Below are 17,978 nucleotides of genomic sequence, written 5' to 3'. Positions count from 1 at the left end.
ATCGGGATCGGGGCGAACACCGGTATCGGTATCGGTATCGGGGCGGGCACTGGCATCGGCACCGGCACCGGCACCGGCACCGGGGCGGACACCGGCAGGATCAGCGGCGGCAGGCTGGTCAGAGGCCGGGCTACCGGTAGTGCCCTCTGGGCGAGTCGGCCCGTCAGGCGCGGGGCGCGGCGCGGGCGGCTCGCAGACCGGGCAAGGCGTCAGGCCGCGCTCGGCGGCGGTGGCCGCGTCGATCGGCTCGGCCGTCGGCTTGTCGGCGACGAGCGGGCAGTCGCGGCGGTGGTAGAGGGTGCCGCCGGGGACGGCCAGGAGTGCCTGGGGGTCGTCCGGGTGGGGATGCGCGGGTGAGGGGCCGGTCGCCGCTGGATCGGTGTCCGTCGGGTCGGCGACCAGCAAGGCGTAGAGGGTTTCGATGCGGCGGTCTGCCTGCTCGGTGCGGTGTGCGGGGCGCGATGCGATGAGCATGGCACCGGCGACGATCAGCGCCGCACCGGGAATGGTGGCGGAGGCCAGGTAGGGCAACTGCTGTTCGATCACGCTCTCGCCGGAGACGCCGTACCAGCCCAGGACACACAGCACGGCACCGGCCGCGACGACGAACCAGCCGGTCCATTCGTGGGCGGCGCGGATCAGGGCCGCACGCGCCGGAGCCGGGAGCGGTTCGGGGGGCTCGGAAGGTTCGGGCGGCTCAGAGGGCTCGGGCGGCTCGGGGGTCGCCGGGAGGTGTGGCAACCGGGGCATGGCGGGTTTCTACCGCTTATGTTGCGGTTTATACATAAAGGGACATGCTGAAGTGATGTTGGGTCCTTCGATCGCACTAAAGGCGGAGTGGAAGCCATGGCGATGACGCGAGGTGCGGCTGGTATCGCGGCGGTGGTGCTGATGGCGACGGCGGCGTGCGGCGGGGGCAGCAGCAAGCCGTCTTCGTCGACGACGAGCAACACGCCGCCGTCGGCGAGTTCGACGCCGAGCACGACCGGCTCGCCCTCGACCTCGCCGACCGGCACGGCCACCGCCGGCGGGCCCGCGGACCCGACGGCCGCCGAGGCCCAGATCAAGCAGAACTGGCAGGCGTTCTTCAACCCGAACACCTCGATCGCCGCCAAGGCGCAGTACCTGCAGAACGGCAACACGCTCGGCCCGCTGCTCCAGGGCTTCGCCGCGGATCCGCGGGTCAAGCAGGTGTCGGCGGCGGTGTCGAACGTGGCGTTCACCTCGCCGACGACGGCTACCGTCACCTACGCGCTGTCCCTGCAAGGCACCGTCGTGGAGCCGAACGCCACGGGCAAGGCGGTGTTGCAGGACGGCACCTGGAAGGTGGCGGACGCGACGCTGTGCGGCCTGGTCGCGCTCACCGGGAACACCTCGCTCCCGGGCTGCAGCTGAAAACCGGGCTTGTGACGCCAAGACTGCTCGCACTCCTCACGCTGCTCGCGACGTCAACGCTGGCCGCGGCCGGCTGCGGCACCCGCCTTCCCGCCGGCGCCTTCGTCCCGCGCCCCACGACAACCACCCCCGCGCAAAACGGCGGCACCGGTGGCGGTGGCGGCACCGGCCAGAGCTCCCAGAACCCCGCCAGCGACACCGGCGTCACCCCCACCCAAATCCGCGTCGGCATCCTGGCCTCCCTGACCAGCCCCGTGGGCTCCGCCGCCTTCAGCGCCCCCAGCTACGGAGCCCAAGCCTTCTTCCGCGCGCTCAACGACAGCGGCGGCGTCCACGGCCGCACCGTCGCGGTCTCCGTGTGCGACGACGGCGGCAGCGGCATCGGCAACCAGGACTGCGTCCACCAGCTCATCGACCACGACCAGGTCTTCGCTCTGAACGCGACCGCCGCGCTGGACTACGCCGGCGCCTCCTACGTCTCCAAGAAAGCCGTCCCCGACATCGGCGGCCAGCCCATCACCACCGTCTACGACCAGTACCCGCACCTGTACGCCATCGGCGGCAGCGGTTCCCCGCGCGACGGCCGCACAGTCGGCTGGAACGGCACCCTGTATCAGAGCACCGAGATCTTCCGCTTCTTCAAGCAGCGTCTGGGCACCGGACGCGCCGCGGTCGTCGCCTACAACCAGGCCGACTCCACCCGCTACGCCTCGCAGCTCGCCGCCGGCCTGCACGCCGAGGGCTACCACGTCCTGTCGCAGACCGTGGACCTGGCACTGCCCGGCTTCCAGGCCGTCGCCGCGGCGATGAAAGCCGACGGCACCCAGCTGGTCTTCGACGCCATGGACACCCGGGGTAACGCCGAACTCTGCGACGCGATGGACACCGCCGGGGTGAAGGTGCTGGCGAAGGTCACCAACGTCGAGAACTGGGGTGAATCAGTACGCGACGACTATCACTCCTCCCCCGGTTGCCGCAACGTCCTGTGGGCGACGTCCTCCAGCCGCAACTACGAGGACGCCCAGTACCCGGCGGTCCAGCAGTTCCGCGCCGCGATGGCCCGCTACTTCCCGGACCAGGTGCCGCAGCTCTCGGCCTGGGACCTGGAAGGCTGGGCGGCGGCGCAGTGGCTCACCGACGCCATCAGCTCCTGCGGCGCCGACGTGACCCGCGTCTGCGTCGAGCGCTTCATGAACCGCCCGCAGCCCTACGACGCCCACAACCTCATCCTGCCTGCCTCCTTCACCCCCACTCCCCCTCCGACCGGCGACACCCGCGCGTGTCTGAACGCGGCCCGGTGGCAGGACTCCGCACAAGGCGGCAAGGGTGGATGGGTGACGCAGGTGCCTGATATGGATACCAACTGCTTCGATGTTCCGCAGCTGCCTTACACGCCGTGACAGGGGCCAGTCGCGAACTGTGTGCCACCGGCCGCGAGCCGTGAGAGCCGTGGCTACTTCTGGTAATAGGCCTCGATCGGAACCCGCGCCTCCTCGAACAGCGCCGGACCGTCCTGCGGCACCACCGGCCACTCAGAACCCGGATTCAGTCCGATGAGCTGGTCGGTCCCCAGCGCGTAGACGACCCGCCCGAGCCCCGAGCGCACGATGGCGCCGCCACACATCCCGCACGGCTGGCAGCTCGTGTACATCGTCGTCGTGGCCGCGGCCTCCGGGCTGAGCTCGCGGGCGGCCCAGCGCGCGAGCTTCAGTTCCGGATGCGCGGTGATGTCGTCGTCACGGCGCACCGTGTTGTGGTCCTCGATCAGGATCGTCCCGTCCGCGGACGCGAGCAGCGAGCCGTAGGGGGCGTCGCCGAGGGTGACGGCGTGGGCCGCGATGGCGATCGCGCGGCGGAGCAGGGTCTGGTCGGCGGGGGTGGGCACTGGTGTCCTCCGGTGGTCGGCGCCGCGCGCGGCAGACTTGCGCGGTCGTCAGGACATTGTGCAGTACAAGGTGCCGATGGGATCGCAGACCGCCCGCTATTATCGTTCGTACTCAGGCCGACCGGGAGGAACGGATGTCGTCACCACCGGACGTGGATGTGCTGGTGGTCGGGGCCGGTCCGGTCGGCTGCTGGGTGGCCGCCGAACTGTGCGCGGCCGGGGTGCGGGTCCAGCTCGTGGAGGCACGCCAGAGCCGCGCTACGTGGTCGCGCGGGTTCGTGGTGCATCCGCGGACGATCGAGATCTTCGACTCGCGCGGGGTCGCGGCACCGATGGTGGCGACCAGCCGGCGCTCGCCGACGTGGCACTTCGCGATGGGCACGACCCGGCTGGACTTCACCGCGCTGCCCACGTCGTTCCCCTACATCCTGCTCCAGCCGCAGGCACAGACCGAGCAGCTGCTGGAGGAGCACCTGGTCCGGTGCGGCGGCGCGGTGCTGCGCGGGCGGCGGGTCGTGGGGCTGCGGCAGCGGGCCGACCGGGTGCTGGTGCGGATCCGGCTCGACGGGGGCGGCGAGCAGGAGGTCAGCGCGCGGTTCGTCGTGGGCTGCGACGGCGCGCACAGCGCGGTCCGGGAAGCCGCCGGCATCGGCTTCAACGGCACCCCGGACACCATCGTCAGCCCGGCCGCGCTGGTGGAGCTGGCCGCCCCGCCGCCGCCGGAGAAGTACTTGCAGGACAGCGAGCAGGGGCTGCTGCTCGTGATCCCGTTGCCGGACGACCGGTTCATCGTCTCGACCATCGACCACGCCGTGATGACCGACCTGGTCACGCCGTGGACGACGGAGATGGTGCGGGAGTCCCTGATCCGGATCACCGGGAGCGACTACGGGCTCGGCGAGGTGGAGCGGATCTCCACGATCGGGAACTCGGCCCTGCAGGCGGATCGCTATCGCGACGGCAGGGTGCTGCTGGCCGGGGACGCCGCGCACGTGCACTTCCCGATGGGCGGCCAGGGCATGAACCTGGGGATTCAGGACGCGCACAACCTGGCGTGGCGGTTGGCCGCGGCGGTGCGGGCGGACCGGGAGGCAGGCCTGAACGAAGGCCTGGACAAAGGCCTGGACGAAGGCTCGCAACTGGACGAACGCCCGCAATACGACGAAGGCCCCCAAGACGACGAGAGTCTGCAAGACGCGGTCAAGGCCGAGGCGATCGACGCCCTCCTCGACGGCTACGAGGCGGAGCGGCGGCCGGCCGGGGAGCGCGTGCTGGAGGACGTGCACGCGCAGATGGCGCTGGTCGCGGCGACCGGGGTTGACGGGGCCGCGCTGCGGGCTCGGTTCGGGGCGCTGTTGGCCGAGCATCCGCAGGTCAACCTGCAATACGCGCGGCGGTTGTCGGGGATCGCAGTGCGGTATCCGGTACGCCCGGCGGCTGGCGGGTCAGGCGGCGGGCACACCGAGAGCGACGGGAGCGACGAGAGCAACCGAGACGGGGCCGGCGGTGGGGACGTACGGCTCGGCGCGCGCGTCCCGGACCTGCTGCTGGCGCAGGCGGACGGTCCACCGGTCCAGCTGTATGAGCTGCTGCGGGAGATCGGGCCGGGACGCTTCGTGCGGCTGGCGATCGGCGGCGGGAGCGCGGTGGGTGAGCGAATCGGCGGCGGCTCCGGCATCGAGGCCGCTACCATCGCCGCGACCGGCGTCCTGGGACCGGATTGGGCCCTGAGTGCCGGCTGGGACGCCCCGGGGTCAGTGCTGATCCGGCCCGACGGGCATGTCACCGAGGCCCGGACCTGGTGATTCGCTCGCGCGGACGGGTCGGACCAGCTCGGATATCATGGAGATCGCATTCCGGTCACACGGACGCAGGGAGCAGGCGCAATCGATGGCGAGTGCGGCAAGGCGCGGGGCTGAAGCGGGTGCCCCCGGGCAGTCGCGACCCGATGGGCTCCCAGTGCAGACGGGTATGCCTTATCACGAGGTGGATGGGCGAATAGCTGGTACAGGCGCCGATGCCGGTGCTGATACCGGCGCTGAAGCTGATGCCGGTGCTGATGCTGATGCCGGTGCCATAGGGCAGCCGATCGAAGCCACAGCCGCAGCTAGCGGGACCCCTGAGCCGCAGCCGGCCGAGCCCGCAGCGTCCAGCGCGACTCCCACGCCGCAGCCGGCCGCCGATGCCAACGTCGATCCCGATCCCGATCCCGATCCCGACGCCGACTCTGACTCGCACTCCGGCCGCCCCATCGACGAGGCCGAACTCGACCGCATCTGCCTCCACAACCTCCTGTCGGCCTGCGCCGACATGATCTACTTCAAGGACCGCGACTCCCGCTTCCTACGCGTCAGCGACAGCGCCGCCGCGTTCGGCGGCACCGATCCGGCCGCGATGATCGGTAAGACGGTTCGCGACTACTTCACCCCGGAGCACGCCGCCGCGGCGTTCGCGACCGAGAAGAAGATCATGGCCACCGGCCAGGCGATCACCGACTTCGAGGAGCCGCATCTGCGTCCCGGCACGCCTGCCGAGGAGACGCTCAGCGCCAGTAAGCAGCCGTTGCGGGACTTCGACGGGCGGGTCATCGGGACCTTCGGGATCAGCCGGGACATCACCGCGCGCAAGGTCGCCGAGCGTGAGCTGGAGTCGCGGACCGAGGAGCTGGACCGGGTCGGGCGCGAGCTCAAGACCCTGATCGACACCAGCCCGGACCTGATGGCGCGGTTCGATCGGGACCTGCGCTGCACCTACGCCAACCCGGCCGCCGCGTCGGTCATCAGGTCGACGCCGACCGCCATGCTCGGGCACACCAGCCGGGAGCGCGGCTACTCCGAGGACTTCCTCAAGGTGTGGGAGGAGTCGCTGCGGCACGTGCTGGCCACCGGGCAGAACACCGAGCGGGAGTTCGACGTCGTGGTCGCCGGGCAGTCGCGCTTCCTGCACACCCGGTTCGTGCCGGAGGTCGGCTGGGACGGCGAGGTGACCAGCGTGCTGGCCGTCTGCCGGGACCTGACCGAGCGGCGGCGGATCGAGGAGGCGCTGGAGGAGCAGGCGGTACGCGATCCGCTGACCGGGCTGGCGAACCGGACGCTGCTGGTCAGCCGGATCCGGCAGGCGATCGAACTGGGCGCGGCCGACCGCGACCGGCTGGCCGTGCTGTTCCTGGACCTGGACCGGTTCAAGCTGGTCAACGACAGCCTCGGGCACGCCGCGGGCGATGAGTTGCTGGCCGCCGTCGCCGACCGGCTGCGCACCGCGGTCCGGCGCGGCGACCTGGTCGCGCGGTTCGGCGGGGACGAGTTCGTGGTGCTCTGCGAGAACGTGGCCGGACACGCCGAGGCCGCGGCGATCGCCGAGCGGATCATCGACTGCCTGATCCCGCCGTTCACCTGCGCCGGCCAGCAGATGCACGTCCGGACCAGCATCGGCATAGCCCTGGCACACGGCTCGGACACCACCGTCGACGAACTCCTGCGCGACGCGGACGCCGCGATGTACCAGGCCAAGGCGGACGGCACGGTGGCCGGCGGCTACCGGTTCTTCGAGCCGGCCACACACCAGCGGGCCGTGCACCGGATGAACCTGGAGCAGGACCTGCGCCAGGCGGTCGAGCGCGGCGAGTTCACCCTGGTGTACCAGCCGATCGTGGCCCTGGAGGACGGCCGGCTGACCGGTGCCGAGGCGCTGATCCGCTGGCGCCATCCGGAGCGTGGGCTGCTGGCCCCGGCGGCGTTCCTGGACATGGCCGAGGAGACGCAGCTGATCGTGCCGATCGGCCGGTGGGTGCTGGACGAGGCGTGCCGACAGCTGGCCGAGTGGAACGACTCGCTGCCGGTCGGGGCGCGGGCGGTGACGGCGTCTGCTGGGTCCGCTGGATCTGGCGGGTCCGCCGGGTCCGCCAGGCCTGCAGGGTCCGCCAGGCCTGCAGGGTCCGCCAGGCCTGCTGGATCCGCCGGCGCCCGGCTGCCGTTGTTGGCGACCGAGCCGGACGCTCGGCTGCCGCTGCTGGCCGTGAACCTGTCCAGCCGCCAGCTGTCCCACGACGCCGACCTGGTCTGCGAGGTCACCAAGACCATCGCCCGGCACGGCGTGCCGCCGGGGCGGATCTGCCTGGAGGTGACCGAGACCGCCGTGCACGAGGCGTCGCTGACCGCGCGCTCGGCGCTGGAGGCGTTCTCCGGCTCCGGCATCAAGATCGCGCTGGACGACTACGGCACCGGCTACTCCTCGCTCGGGCACCTGCGCGACAACCCGGTCGACACGCTGAAGATCGACCGCGTGTTCATCAGCGGGCTGGGACAGAACCGGGGCGACGACGCGATCGTGGTCGCGGTGATCACGCTGGCGCACGCGCTGGGGATGAAGGTCGTCGCCGAGGGGGTGGAGACACCGGAGCAGCGGGCGCGGTTGCAGGAGCTGGGCTGCGACTTCGCCCAGGGGCACCTGTTCTCGATGCCGCTGAGCGCGGAGGATTTCGGGGAGCTGCTGCGGAGCGGGGCGACGGTCGGGGCGGTGCCCTGTCTGTGAGCGCGTGGCTCTCAGCCCTCGGCTCTGAGTGCCGGGCCGGCTGCCAAGATGGGATGGCAGAGCCTTGTCAGCCCTATCAGCCTTGCCAGCCCTGCCAGCTCTGCCAGCCCTACCAGCCTTGCCAGCCCTACCAGCCTTATCAGCCTCGCAGCGTTGGAGGATCCATGCCCGGCCCCGCTTCGAACGACTCCGACCCGATGGCGTTCTGGACCGAGCGGCACATCTGCTCCCTGGCCTCGGTCCGGCCGAACGGCACCCCGCACCTCGTACCGGTCGGCGTCGTCTACGACCCGGCCACCGGCCTGGCCCGGATCATCACCAGCAGCACCAGTGCCAAGGCCCGGCGCATCGCCGCCGCGGGCACGCTGCCGGTCGCGGTGACGCAGGTGGACGGGGCGCGTTGGACCACGCTGGAGGGCGTGGCCCGGATCAACTCCGCTCCGGAGGCGGTCGCCGAGGCCGAGCGGCGGTACACCGAGCGGTACGGCGAGCCCAGGCCGAACCCGCTGCGGGTGGCGATCGAGATCGAGGTGCGGCGGGTGCTGGGGTCGGTGAAGGTGCCGCTGCCGGGGGCGTCGAGCTGAGCTGATCAGGCGCGGGTGTTGTCCGCCCCCGCTCGGGTTTTGTCCGCAACCGCTCGGGCCGGAGCGAGCTTGGCGAAGCGCGTCTCCGTATCCAGCAGCATCCGGCGCCGCTGTTCCGGCGTCTTGTCGGCGACCCGGTCGTAGTTGACCCACGTCAGGTTCTTGACACCGATCTTGCCGAACGTCCCCCTGAACAGGATCTTCGTCATCGGATCGCGGAACCACCAGCGATACGCCTTGTCCGGCGTGGTCATCACCGACAGCACCGTGACCGCGCCGAGCCGGGTCATCAGATTGCGGAACGGGTTCCCCTTGGCCCCGGACAACTCCTCGAAGAGCACGCCTTTGGTGAGCACCCGGTCCAGGAAGCCCTTGGTGGCCGCCGGCATCGCCTCCCACCACACCGGGAACGCGAACACCAGATGGTCGGCGGCCAACAGACGGCGCTGGTAGTCGGCGACCCGCGGGTCGACGACGCGCGCCGTCCGCCACGCCGCCAGGTCGGCGGCGGTCATCGCCGGCGCGAAGCCGTCGGCGGCCAGGTCGATCAGGTCGACCTCGTGCCCGGCCGCCTCCGCGCCCCGGATCGCCGCCGCGGCCACAGCGGCGGTGAAGCTGCGCCGATGCGGGACGTCCTCGGCCGAGGCGAGGGTGTAGGGGTGGTCGAGGACTATCAGGACACGCATGGGAACTCCCCGTCGGTGGTGGGCTGATCGCCGTCACGCTTGCCGCGGCGCAACTGTTTCTCTTGCAACAGTTGCACTTCAAACTGTTGCCCGTCAAACAACCCGCTACCCTGGTCCCATGGACGACGCGCCCCTCCCCGACGACCTGGCCACGCTCTGGTACCTCGTCCGCCGCGTAGCCGGCCTGATGGACCGCACCGGCGAGGCCCTGTTCCAGCACGAGATCGGCATCTCCCTGGCCCAGTTTCTGGTCCTGTCAGTCGTTGACGCACACCCGGGCCCGCTCAACCAGCAAACCGTCGCCGACCGGCTGGGACTGACGAAGGGCACGGTCAGCAGGCAGATCGACAACGCGGTCGCGGCCGGCCTGATGAGCGTGCAGGCCGCCGCGCACAACCGCCGAGAGAACGTGGTCAGCCTGACGCCGGCCGGGACCGCGTTGGTAAGGCGCGGCGACGCGGCGTTCGAGCGGGAGAAGGCGGCGCTGCTGCCGGACGCCGAGCCAGGGGATGTACAGGCGGCGATTCGAGTGCTGGCGGCGATGAACGGGGCGCTGGATCCGAGCGCGGCGCTGCCGGGGCGGCAGCGGCAGTAGGCGATCAGAGTCCAGCCCGGCGCGAGCCGCACCCCGGCCCCAGGCGCCCCCCCGGCGGATTCCGGTCGAGACGAATAGCATCCTCGGCCGCAGACTCCCCGGCAGATTTCCGGTCGAGAGTCCAGCCCGGCGCGAACCACACTCCCGCGCCAGACGCCCCGGGCGGATACCGGTCGCCAGTCCAGCCCGGCGCGAGCCACACTCCCACCCGCAAACTCCCCCGGCGGATTTCCGGGCGGCATGAATAGCGTCCTCGGCCGCCGATGCCTCTGGGTTGCCAAGCAGCTGTTCTATGTGCCGCTGGTGAGGGTGGTTGTATCGCCCTGGCAGCAGCCCATCTTGTGGGGCCAGTTATCTCACGCCCCACCCCCCGACCCAGCCACCTCAACGGCCAAAAGCAGCGCAGTGACCGCCAAATTGAGTAGCGTCAGGGCATGTCTTCACCGCCATCAGGGTCACCGATACTTCGGTCACCGAACATCTTTGGCTCCGATGTAGTCTCAGAGGACGCACCGCGGCGGACCGGCCGGCGCGGCCGGGAGAACAAGCAGGGGTGGTCGCGGCGATGACACTGGCGTATTTGCCGAGCCCGTCGCAGGGTGTGTGGCATCTGGGTCCGTTCCCGATCCGGGCGTACGCGTTGTGCATCCTGCTCGGGATCGTGGTCGCGGTGGTGTGGACCGGCAGGCGCTGGGCGGCGCGCGGCGGGGTCAGCGAGGACGTGGTGGACATCGCCATCTGGGCGGTGCCCTTCGGGCTGGTCGGCGGCCGCCTCTATCACGTCATCACCGACCCGGAGCTGTACTTCAAGTCCGGTGAGGACCCGGTCAAGGCGTTCTACATCTGGGACGGCGGGCTCGGGATCTGGGGCGCGGTCGCGCTCGGCGGGGTCGGGGCCTGGATCGGGTGCCGGCGCAAGGGGATCAAGCTCGCCGACTTCGCCGACGCGATGGCGCCGGCGCTGGTCCTGGCGCAGGCGATCGGGCGCTGGGGCAACTACTTCAACCAGGAGCTGTACGGCCGCCCCTCGGGGCTGCCGTGGGCGATCCGCATCGACCCCGCGCACCGGCCGACGAACACCCCGGACGCCGCGTTCTATCAGCCGACCTTCCTGTACGAGTCGATCTGGGACGTCGCGGTGGCCCTGCTGCTGGTCTGGATCGACCGCAAGTGGCACCCGAACCGCGGCCGGCTGTTCGCGATCTACGTCGCCGCCTACACCGCGGGCCGGTCGGTGGTCGAAGCGATGCGCGACGACCACGCCAACCGGTTCGGCGGCCTGCGGCTCAACGACTGGGTCTCGCTGATCGTCTTCCTCGGCGCGCTGGCCTACCTGTGGCTGCGCCGCGACCGGCCGGGCCAGGTGGAAACCCCGACGAGCCCGGACACCGATCAGCTCGCCACTTCAGACCCGGCTGCCATCGGCCCGGAAACTGGCCCGGAAACTGGCCCGGAAGCCAGCTCGGAAACCGGCTCGGAAACCGGCTCGGCCCCGGCCCCGGCCCCGGACTCGGACTTGGCCTCTGGCTCGGCCTCGAAGTCGGCCACCGACCTTGACCACGCCGACGCGGATCCGGAAGGCGCCGCGGCAGTCGACGACACCCCGCCCGCTCCGGACGACCATCCCGACCTGGAAGAACACCCCGCAGAAACCCCCGCGACCACGCCGGCCACGCGTGACCGCGAGGCCGACGAATGACCGGAACCCTCGCGGCCCGCACCACCGACGTCGGCCGCCGCCTGTTCGGCCACAACCGCCAGGCCCGCCCCAAGCTGTGGACCGAACTCGCGCTGGTCGTCGTCGGCTACAGCCTGTACACCATCACCCGCGACGCCGTCCCGGGCCAGAAAGCCGTCGCGATGCGCCGGGCCGCGGCGGTCCTGCGCACCGAGCACAGTCTGCACATCGACATCGAGCTGACGGTCAATCACGCGCTGGACAAGATCACGCCGCTGATCGTCGGCCTGAACTACTACTACGCGACCCTGCACTTCTTCATCACCATCGGGGTCCTGATCTGGCTCTACGTCCGCCACCCGCAGGCCTACCGCTCCGCACGCACGGTCCTGTTCCTGGTCATCTTGTCGAGCCTGATCGGCTTCTACTTCTTCGCCATGGCCCCGCCGCGCCTGCTGACCGGCCACGGCTTCATCGACACCAACGTGGAGCACCACACCTGGGGCTCGTTCGCCTCCCCCACGATGCAGTCGGTCTCCAACCAGTACGCGGCCATGCCCAGCGACCACATCGCCTGGGCCGGCTGGTGCGCGGTCATGATCTACAAGTACGCAGGGCACCGCTGGATCCGCGTGGCGGGCTTGATCTACCCGCTGTTCACCTTCACCGCCATCATCGGCACCGCGAACCACTTCGTGGCCGACGCGGTCGGCGGCGCGCTGACCCTGGCCGCCGAGTTCGCGATCCACCACTTGGCGGCCAGGCTGTGGCAACGCCGCACCGGCCAGGCTGCGCTACCCCCGCCGCGCGCTCAGCACGACGGTGACCGGCATCGGCATCAGGGGACACTCGGCGAACAACGCGGCGCCGGTGATCCGGAACCCGCTGTCGAGCAGCGGGACGGCTAGGCGATCGATTCCTGGGGGTACCGGCGCGAAACGGCACGCAGCCTCTGGTGGCCAGGCGCACAGTAGCGACGCCTGGCCGCCCCGGCAGCCCCGGCCGGCCACCCGAAGCCGACCGGGCAAGCGGCCGGTGCCGATGCCGGTGCCGCAGCCGACGTCGACCATCCGGTTCGGCTCCGGCGCCGCGCAGGACGCCGATCGCAGGACCCGGTGATGGAGTCCTGCGCAGAAGGACGTCCTGCAACGCGCTCACCTCGTAGACCGGTGCCCACGCGTCGAAGCGCGCGACATCCTGGCCATCCCGCTGTTCGTCGGGCCCGCCCCGCCGGATCGCCGGTCAGGTCCACGCGGTACACGCTGCCGACTGCCCACTGCCCACTGCGTCAGTGGCTTGCAAGGGCTATGCGTGTACCGCGTCGGAGCTCATGAGAGCTGAGGGCTGAGAACCGAGGTGTCAGACCACCATCACCGGCGCGTCGTCCAGCACCAGCTCCGCCCGGCGGCCCGGCCCCAGGTCGGCAGCCGCCGCGCTGGGCACGTCGGACAGCACCTCGGTGCCGTCCGGCAGCACCGCCGTGATCCGGGTGATCGGCCCGCGGAACCCGGCCTGCCGGACCGTGGCCGAGCCGTCCTCGGCCGGTACGAGGCGAACCGCCTCGGGCCGGATCAGAACCGCGACCACCCCTGCGGATCGCGATCCGGGCTCGCGCACCGGCAGGCTCCGGCCCGCCACCTCGACGGTCTTGCCGTCGGCGCTGAGCGTGCCGGGCAGCCGGTTCATGGTGCCGATGAACTCCGCGACGAACGCGGTCGCCGGGTTCGCATACACCTCGGCCGGGGCGGCGCACTGCTCCAGCCGGCCGGCCCGCATCACCGCGACCTGGTCGGCGACGCTCAGCGCCTCCTCCTGGTCGTGGGTGACGAAGACGGTCGTGATGCCCAGCCGGGTCTGCAAGGAGCGGATCTCCTCGCGCAGCTGCACCCGCACCACGGCGTCCAGCGCGGACAGCGGCTCGTCCAGCAGCAGCACCCGCGGCTCGACGGCCAGCGCCCGGGCCAGGGCCACGCGCTGCTGCTGGCCGCCGGACATCTGGTGCGTGTACTTCGACGCGTGTTCCGAGAGCCCGACCAGCTCCAGCAACTCCCCGGCCCGCTCGCGGCGCTTGGCCGCGTTCCAGCCGCGCATCCGCAGGCCGAAGGCGACGTTGTCGCGGGCGTCCAGGTTCGGGAACAGGCTGTAGGACTGGAACACCATGCCCATGTCCCGCTTGTTCGCCGGGACCCGGGCGACATCCTGGCCGCCGACCCGCACCTCGCCGCCGTCGCTGTGTTCGAGCCCGGCGATGATGCGCAGCGCGGTGGTCTTGCCGCAGCCCGAGGGGCCCAGCATGCAGGTGAGCGTGCCCGGCTCGACGGTCAGGTCCAGGCCGTCGAGCGCGGCGACACCGCCGAAGGCACGGCTCAGTTTGACGAGTTCGACGGACGGGGCGCTCACTTTTCTCTCCGCAACTTCGGGGGCTTCTTGGCGGTTCGGCCCCGGGCGAACTGCGAGACCAGCATCAGCAGCAGCCAGGACAGGAACAGGATGAGCATCGCGGCGGTGGTGGCCACCTCGCCGTCCTGCTGACCGGCCTGGTCGGTCCAGACCGGGAAGGTGTTGAGCAGCAACAGGTGCGCGATCGTGAACTCGCCCAGGGCCAAGGCCGCACCGAGGATGCCGGCCGAGGCGATGGCGGTCCGGATGTTCGGCACGACCACCCGCCACAGCGTGGTCGGCCAGCTGGCGCCCAGGCTGCGTGCCGCCTCGACCAGGGTGGCCAGCGGGATCGCCGACAGGCCGGCGTCCAGCGAGCGGTAGGTGAACGGCAGCGCGAGGATCACGTACTCCAGGATCAGGATCCAGGAGGAGCCGGTGATCGCCTGCGGCCAGGACTTGAACGCCCCGAGGATGCCGTTGGCGATGACCACGGCCGGGATCGCCATCGGCAGCAGGCAGATCCCCTCGACGATGCGGCGCATGTGCGGCAGCCGCAGGTGCAGCCAGGCCATCGTGGGCACCATCAGGATCATCAGCAGCGCCACCGTGCCGACCGCGATCTTCAGCGAGGTCATCAGGTTGGTGGTGAAGCCGTCCTGGTGGACCAGGCCGGTCCAGACCGACAGCGTGTGCCCCATGTTGCGGCGGCTGCCGCCGAGGGTGAAGTCGACCGCCGCGTAGAGCGGGACGAAGAAGTAGGCCGCGAACAGCAGCAGCAGGATCGTGCGGCCGATGCGCGGCTGGCGGCGCCGCGTGCGGCCGGCGGCCGGGCGGCGCGTCGCCGGGCTCTGCGTCCCGGTGGGATCGGAGACGACGGCGGTCACCGCAGCCACCTCGCGGTCCGCCGCTGGAGCAGCGTGTAGGCGACCACGACCAGGCCGACGACCACGATCATCATCAAGCCCAGGGCGTTGCCGACGTTCTCCTGCCCGGCCAGCACGTTGCCGGACATCACCGAACCGATCTGGATCGGGACCAGCGGCACACTGCCGGTGCTCAGCGCGTAGGCGGTCGCGTAGGCCGCGAAGGCGTTGGCGAACAACAGGAGCAGCGCGCCGAGGAACGGCGGCGCGAGCAGCGGGCCGCCGATCCGGAGCCAGTACTGCCGGCGCGAGGCGCCCAGGCTGCGGGCGGCCTCCTCCCACTGCGGACGCAGGCCGTCCAGCGCCGGGAAGATCACCAGCAGCATCAGCGGGATCTGGAAGTAGAGGTAGACCAGGACCAGGCCGGCCATGTTCCACAACACGAACCCGTGTTGGGTGAGGTTGTAGCCGGCGCTGTTCAGCCACCGGGTGACCAGTCCCTGCGGGCCGAGCGTGGCCAGGAAGACGAAGGCCAGCGGCAGGCCGCCGAAGTAGGCCAGGACGCCGGAGGCCGTGGTGACCGCCCGGTGCACGAAGCCGTCACGCCGCGCGCCGGACACCGCCACCGCGAGCGCCAGGCCCAGGACCGCGCCGAGGACCGCGCTGAGCACCGACAGTTCGATGCTGACGACGAAGGAGTGGCGGTAGGGGTCCTCCACCGCGGCGGTGACGTTCGACAGCGTGGCGTGGCCGGCGTTGTCCTGGAAGGCGGCGGTGATGACGGCGTAGGCCGGGGCGCCGAGGAAGACGGCGACGTAGGCCGCGAACGGGGCCAGGCCGAGGAGGTCGCGGCGGCGGGTGCTGCGGGGACGGCGCGCGGGGCGGGGGCGGCGCAGGGTGCGCGGGCCGCTCGGGCCGTCTGCGGTACCGGTGCTGCCGGTGCTGCCGGTGCTGCCCGCGGTGCCAGTGCTGTCGGCGCTGCTGGCGCTGCTGGCGCTGTCGGCGCTACCCGCGGTGCCAGTGCTGTCGGCGCTGCTGGCGTTGTCGGCAGAGCCGGCGCTACCGAGGCTTCCGGCACCGTCGGCGGCGCTGCCGCGTGCGGATTCGAGAGGGGACGCCGCAGCGGCCGGCGCGGGTTCCCCCACGCCGGCCGGGACGTCCGCCGGGGCGGCGGTGCTCACGTCAGCCGGTCGCCTTCGCCCAGCCGGTCACGACGAGCTTGGATCCCGCCGTCACCTGGTCCTGGGTGGCGAACTGCGGGGTGCCGTTCACCGGGGGCAGCGCGGCCAGCGCGGTGGCGTCGGCGGTGCCGGCCTGCTGGAGCGCCGGGAGCTCGGCCGGGCGGGCCATGCCCTTGAGCCACAGGTTCTGGCCCTCGGCGGAGTACAGGAACTCCTCCCACAGCCGCGCGGCGGCCGGGTGCGGGGCGGTCGCGCTGATCGCCTGGTTGTAGAAGCCGCCGAACAGTCCGTCGGAGGGCACGACGACCTTCCAGTCGATGCCCTTGGCCTTCAGGTCCGAGGCCGCCGAGGCCTGCAGGTAGTCCCAGTCGATGGTGATCGGCGTGGTGCCGGACTGGATGGTGGCCTGGGTGGCCGCGACCGGGATGAAGATGCCCTCGGACTTCAGCTTGGCGAAGAAGTCGATACCGGGCTGGACGTTGTCCAGGCTGCCGCCGTTGGCCAGGGCCGCGGCGAACACGCCGGACAGGGCGGCGTTGGCCTTGGTCGGGTCGCCGTTGAGCGCCACCTGCGACTTGTAGGCCGGGTTGTCCAGGGACTTCAGCGTGGTCGGCGGAGTCTTCACCTTACCGGCGTCGTAGCCGATGGAGATGTAGCCTCCGTAGTCGTTGTACCACAGACCCTGGGAGTCCTTCTGCGCGTCAGCGATCTGCGACCAGGTGGCCACCTTGTAGGGCGCGAACTGGCCCGCGGCGGCACCGGCGGTGGCCGCGGCCTGGCCGACGTCCACGACGTCGGGGGCGTTGTTCCGGCCCGCCAGCTGCTTGATCGCGTTCAGCTCGTCCTGGCTGGAGCCGTCCGGGTTGGCGTCGTTGATCTTGATGCCGTACTTGGCGGTGAAGGCGTCCATCAGGGCGCCGTAGTTGGCCCAGGTCTTCGGCAGCGCTATCGCGTTCAGCGTGCCTTCCTTCTTGGCGGCGGCCACCAGGGCGTCCATGCCGCCCAGGTCGGCGGCGCTGGTCGCGGTGGCGGCGCCCTTGGCCCCGGCACCCCCGGCCGCGGCCTTCGCACCCGAGCCGCCGCTGGAGCTCTTACTCGACGAGCAGGCGGTCGCGCTCAGGGCGAGGACGACCGCGGTGGCGGCGATACCCGTCAGACGTCGATTCACAGTTTCCTCCCGGTCGGGGCGGCGTTCCGAATCGGCCGCACTCACCCGCGGCAAGGACTATGCGGATGCCAGGTAGACGGAAACCCGGCTCTGGGTGAACAGATCGAAGTTGTATGGCCAACACCTAGTTGTCTGGCCAACTATCTATAAGATCGCAAGGATTTCGACGGCGGGTACAGACGCTGGATTCCGAAGCCAGATCCGAAGCCAGATCCGATGCCAGACTTCGACGACAGGTCTCGACGACAGATGCGGGGGGACCCGGTGACCCGGGAACCGAGATACCGGCAGATCGCGGAAGAACTGCGGCACGCCATCACCGAGCACGCGTACGGCCCGGGCGGCAAGCTGCCCAGCGAGGGGGCGCTGGCCGAGCGCTACGAGGTCTCACGCGGCACCATCCGCCAGGCGCTGATGCTGCTGCGGCACGACGGCCTGGTGACCTCGCGCCGCGGCACCCGCCGGGTGGTCCTGGACGACGCGCCGGTGCAGGAGTTCGCCCAGATGCAGAGCTTCGCCCGCTGGGCCCGCTCCATCGGCGAGACGCCGGAGGGCCGGGTGATCCGCCAGGAATGGCACAGCGCCGACCCCGACGAGCGCCGCCACCTGCGGATCGACGCCGACGCGCGGGTGCTGCGGGTGGTGCGTCTCAGGCTGCTGTCGGGGCGTCCGGCGATGCTGGAGCGCACGGCGTATCCGGAGGCGATGGGCGGCATCGTGGAGACTCTGCCCACTGACACGGTGTCGGTGACCGAGTTCCTGGAGCAGGCCGGCGTGTTCGTCGCGGACGCCGAGCACACGATCGACCTGGCGCGGGCCGACCCGGAGGACGCGGAGCTGCTGGGCTGCGCGGTCGACGACCCGCTGCTGCGGGAGCGGCGGCGGTCGACGGATCCGGCGGGGGTGCCGCTGGAGTGGTCGGAGGATCGGTATCTGCCGGGGAGTGTCGCGTTCGTGGTGCACAACTCGCTGGCTTCGACACCTCTGACTCGGCAGCACATGGTGCCGGGGGCGGGGGGTCAGGGGTCGGT

Annotated in this window: 16 protein-coding genes; 9 read left to right on the top strand and 7 right to left on the bottom strand. The window is 71.1% G+C overall.

Going from position 1 to position 17,978, the window contains the following annotated elements:
• Positions 1-750, bottom strand: a 750-nt coding sequence (locus KGQ19_RS39635) for a hypothetical protein (RefSeq protein ID WP_368862231.1), incomplete at its 3' end; no start/stop codon positions are given.
• A 96-nt stretch (positions 751-846) separates the two neighbouring features.
• Between KGQ19_RS39635 and KGQ19_RS39630 the strand changes: the two genes are divergently transcribed.
• Positions 847-1,395, top strand: a complete 549-nt coding sequence (locus tag KGQ19_RS39630; protein ID WP_212019088.1) for an MTB12 C-terminal domain-containing protein — start codon at positions 847-849, stop codon at positions 1,393-1,395.
• A gap of 11 nt (positions 1,396-1,406) precedes the next feature.
• A complete protein-coding gene (locus KGQ19_RS39625) occupies positions 1,407-2,795 on the top strand; it encodes an ABC transporter substrate-binding protein (RefSeq protein ID WP_307856653.1) in 1,389 nt (462 codons plus the stop codon).
• 53 nt (positions 2,796-2,848) lie between these two features.
• Here KGQ19_RS39625 and KGQ19_RS39620 read toward each other — a convergent pair whose 3' ends face one another.
• Positions 2,849-3,280, bottom strand: coding sequence for a nucleoside deaminase (locus KGQ19_RS39620; RefSeq protein WP_212019086.1), 432 nt, complete (start codon positions 3,278-3,280; stop codon positions 2,849-2,851).
• Between the two features lie 134 nt (positions 3,281-3,414).
• Between KGQ19_RS39620 and KGQ19_RS39615 the strand changes: the two genes are divergently transcribed.
• The 3 genes from KGQ19_RS39615 to KGQ19_RS39605 all read left to right on the top strand — a co-directional run bounded on the left by KGQ19_RS39615 (position 3,415) and on the right by KGQ19_RS39605 (position 8,394).
• Positions 3,415-5,085, top strand: a complete 1,671-nt coding sequence (locus tag KGQ19_RS39615; RefSeq protein WP_212019084.1) for an FAD-dependent monooxygenase — start codon at positions 3,415-3,417, stop codon at positions 5,083-5,085.
• Positions 5,086-5,251: 166 nt separating this feature from the next.
• Entirely contained in the window at positions 5,252-7,810 is a 2,559-nt protein-coding gene (locus tag KGQ19_RS51430; protein ID WP_268908138.1) for a sensor domain-containing protein, read from the top strand.
• 164 nt (positions 7,811-7,974) lie between these two features.
• Positions 7,975-8,394 (top strand): pyridoxamine 5'-phosphate oxidase family protein, encoded by a 420-nt coding sequence (locus KGQ19_RS39605; protein WP_212019080.1) that lies wholly within the window; start codon positions 7,975-7,977, stop codon positions 8,392-8,394.
• Between the two features lie 5 nt (positions 8,395-8,399).
• Here the strand turns inward: KGQ19_RS39605 and KGQ19_RS39600 are convergent, their stop codons facing one another.
• Positions 8,400-9,080: an NAD(P)H-dependent oxidoreductase gene (locus tag KGQ19_RS39600; protein WP_212019078.1), complete on the bottom strand. Its 681-nt coding sequence runs from the start codon at positions 9,078-9,080 to the stop codon at positions 8,400-8,402.
• Positions 9,081-9,198: 118 nt separating this feature from the next.
• Here KGQ19_RS39600 and KGQ19_RS39595 point away from each other — a divergent pair, with 118 nt between their 5' ends.
• From KGQ19_RS39595 to KGQ19_RS39585, 3 genes are all read left to right on the top strand, one after another.
• On the top strand, positions 9,199-9,675 hold the full coding sequence (locus KGQ19_RS39595) for a MarR family winged helix-turn-helix transcriptional regulator (protein WP_212019076.1): 477 nt from the start codon (positions 9,199-9,201) through the stop codon (positions 9,673-9,675).
• A gap of 565 nt (positions 9,676-10,240) precedes the next feature.
• A complete protein-coding gene (lgt, locus tag KGQ19_RS39590; protein WP_230420153.1) occupies positions 10,241-11,374 on the top strand; it encodes a prolipoprotein diacylglyceryl transferase in 1,134 nt (377 codons plus the stop codon).
• Positions 11,371-12,261 carry a phosphatase PAP2 family protein gene (locus KGQ19_RS39585; protein ID WP_212019074.1) on the top strand — a complete coding sequence of 297 codons (891 nt, stop codon included), beginning with the start codon at positions 11,371-11,373 and terminating at the stop codon, positions 12,259-12,261. The genes lgt and KGQ19_RS39585 overlap by 4 nt, the downstream gene beginning before the upstream one ends.
• Before the next feature lie 451 nt (positions 12,262-12,712).
• Here the strand turns inward: KGQ19_RS39585 and KGQ19_RS39580 are convergent, their stop codons facing one another.
• Genes KGQ19_RS39580 through KGQ19_RS39565 form a run of 4 tightly spaced genes read right to left on the bottom strand, consistent with a single transcriptional unit; the run spans position 12,713 to position 16,947 of the window.
• Positions 12,713-13,753, bottom strand: coding sequence for an ABC transporter ATP-binding protein (locus tag KGQ19_RS39580; RefSeq protein WP_212019072.1), 1,041 nt, complete (start codon positions 13,751-13,753; stop codon positions 12,713-12,715).
• A complete protein-coding gene (locus KGQ19_RS52305) occupies positions 13,750-14,619 on the bottom strand; it encodes an ABC transporter permease (RefSeq protein WP_212019070.1) in 870 nt (289 codons plus the stop codon). Before KGQ19_RS52305 ends, KGQ19_RS39580 begins: the two co-directional genes overlap by 4 nt.
• A complete protein-coding gene (locus KGQ19_RS52300) occupies positions 14,616-15,779 on the bottom strand; it encodes an ABC transporter permease (RefSeq protein WP_307856651.1) in 1,164 nt (387 codons plus the stop codon). Before KGQ19_RS52300 ends, KGQ19_RS52305 begins: the two co-directional genes overlap by 4 nt.
• A gap of 1 nt (position 15,780) precedes the next feature.
• Positions 15,781-16,947, bottom strand: coding sequence for an ABC transporter substrate-binding protein (locus KGQ19_RS39565; RefSeq protein WP_212019068.1), 1,167 nt, complete (start codon positions 16,945-16,947; stop codon positions 15,781-15,783).
• A gap of 264 nt (positions 16,948-17,211) precedes the next feature.
• On the opposite strand from KGQ19_RS39565, the gene KGQ19_RS39560 reads away from it, so the two are divergent.
• The coding region (locus KGQ19_RS39560) for a GntR family transcriptional regulator (RefSeq protein ID WP_212019066.1) at positions 17,212-17,978 on the top strand (767 nt) is incomplete at its 3' end.

The organism is Catenulispora pinistramenti (assembly GCF_018274385.1).
GTDB classification, from domain to species: domain Bacteria; phylum Actinomycetota; class Actinomycetes; order Streptomycetales; family Catenulisporaceae; genus Catenulispora; species Catenulispora pinistramenti.
The sequence above is the reverse complement of the archived record's forward strand: the minus strand, read 5'-3'. Positions and strand labels throughout refer to the sequence as shown.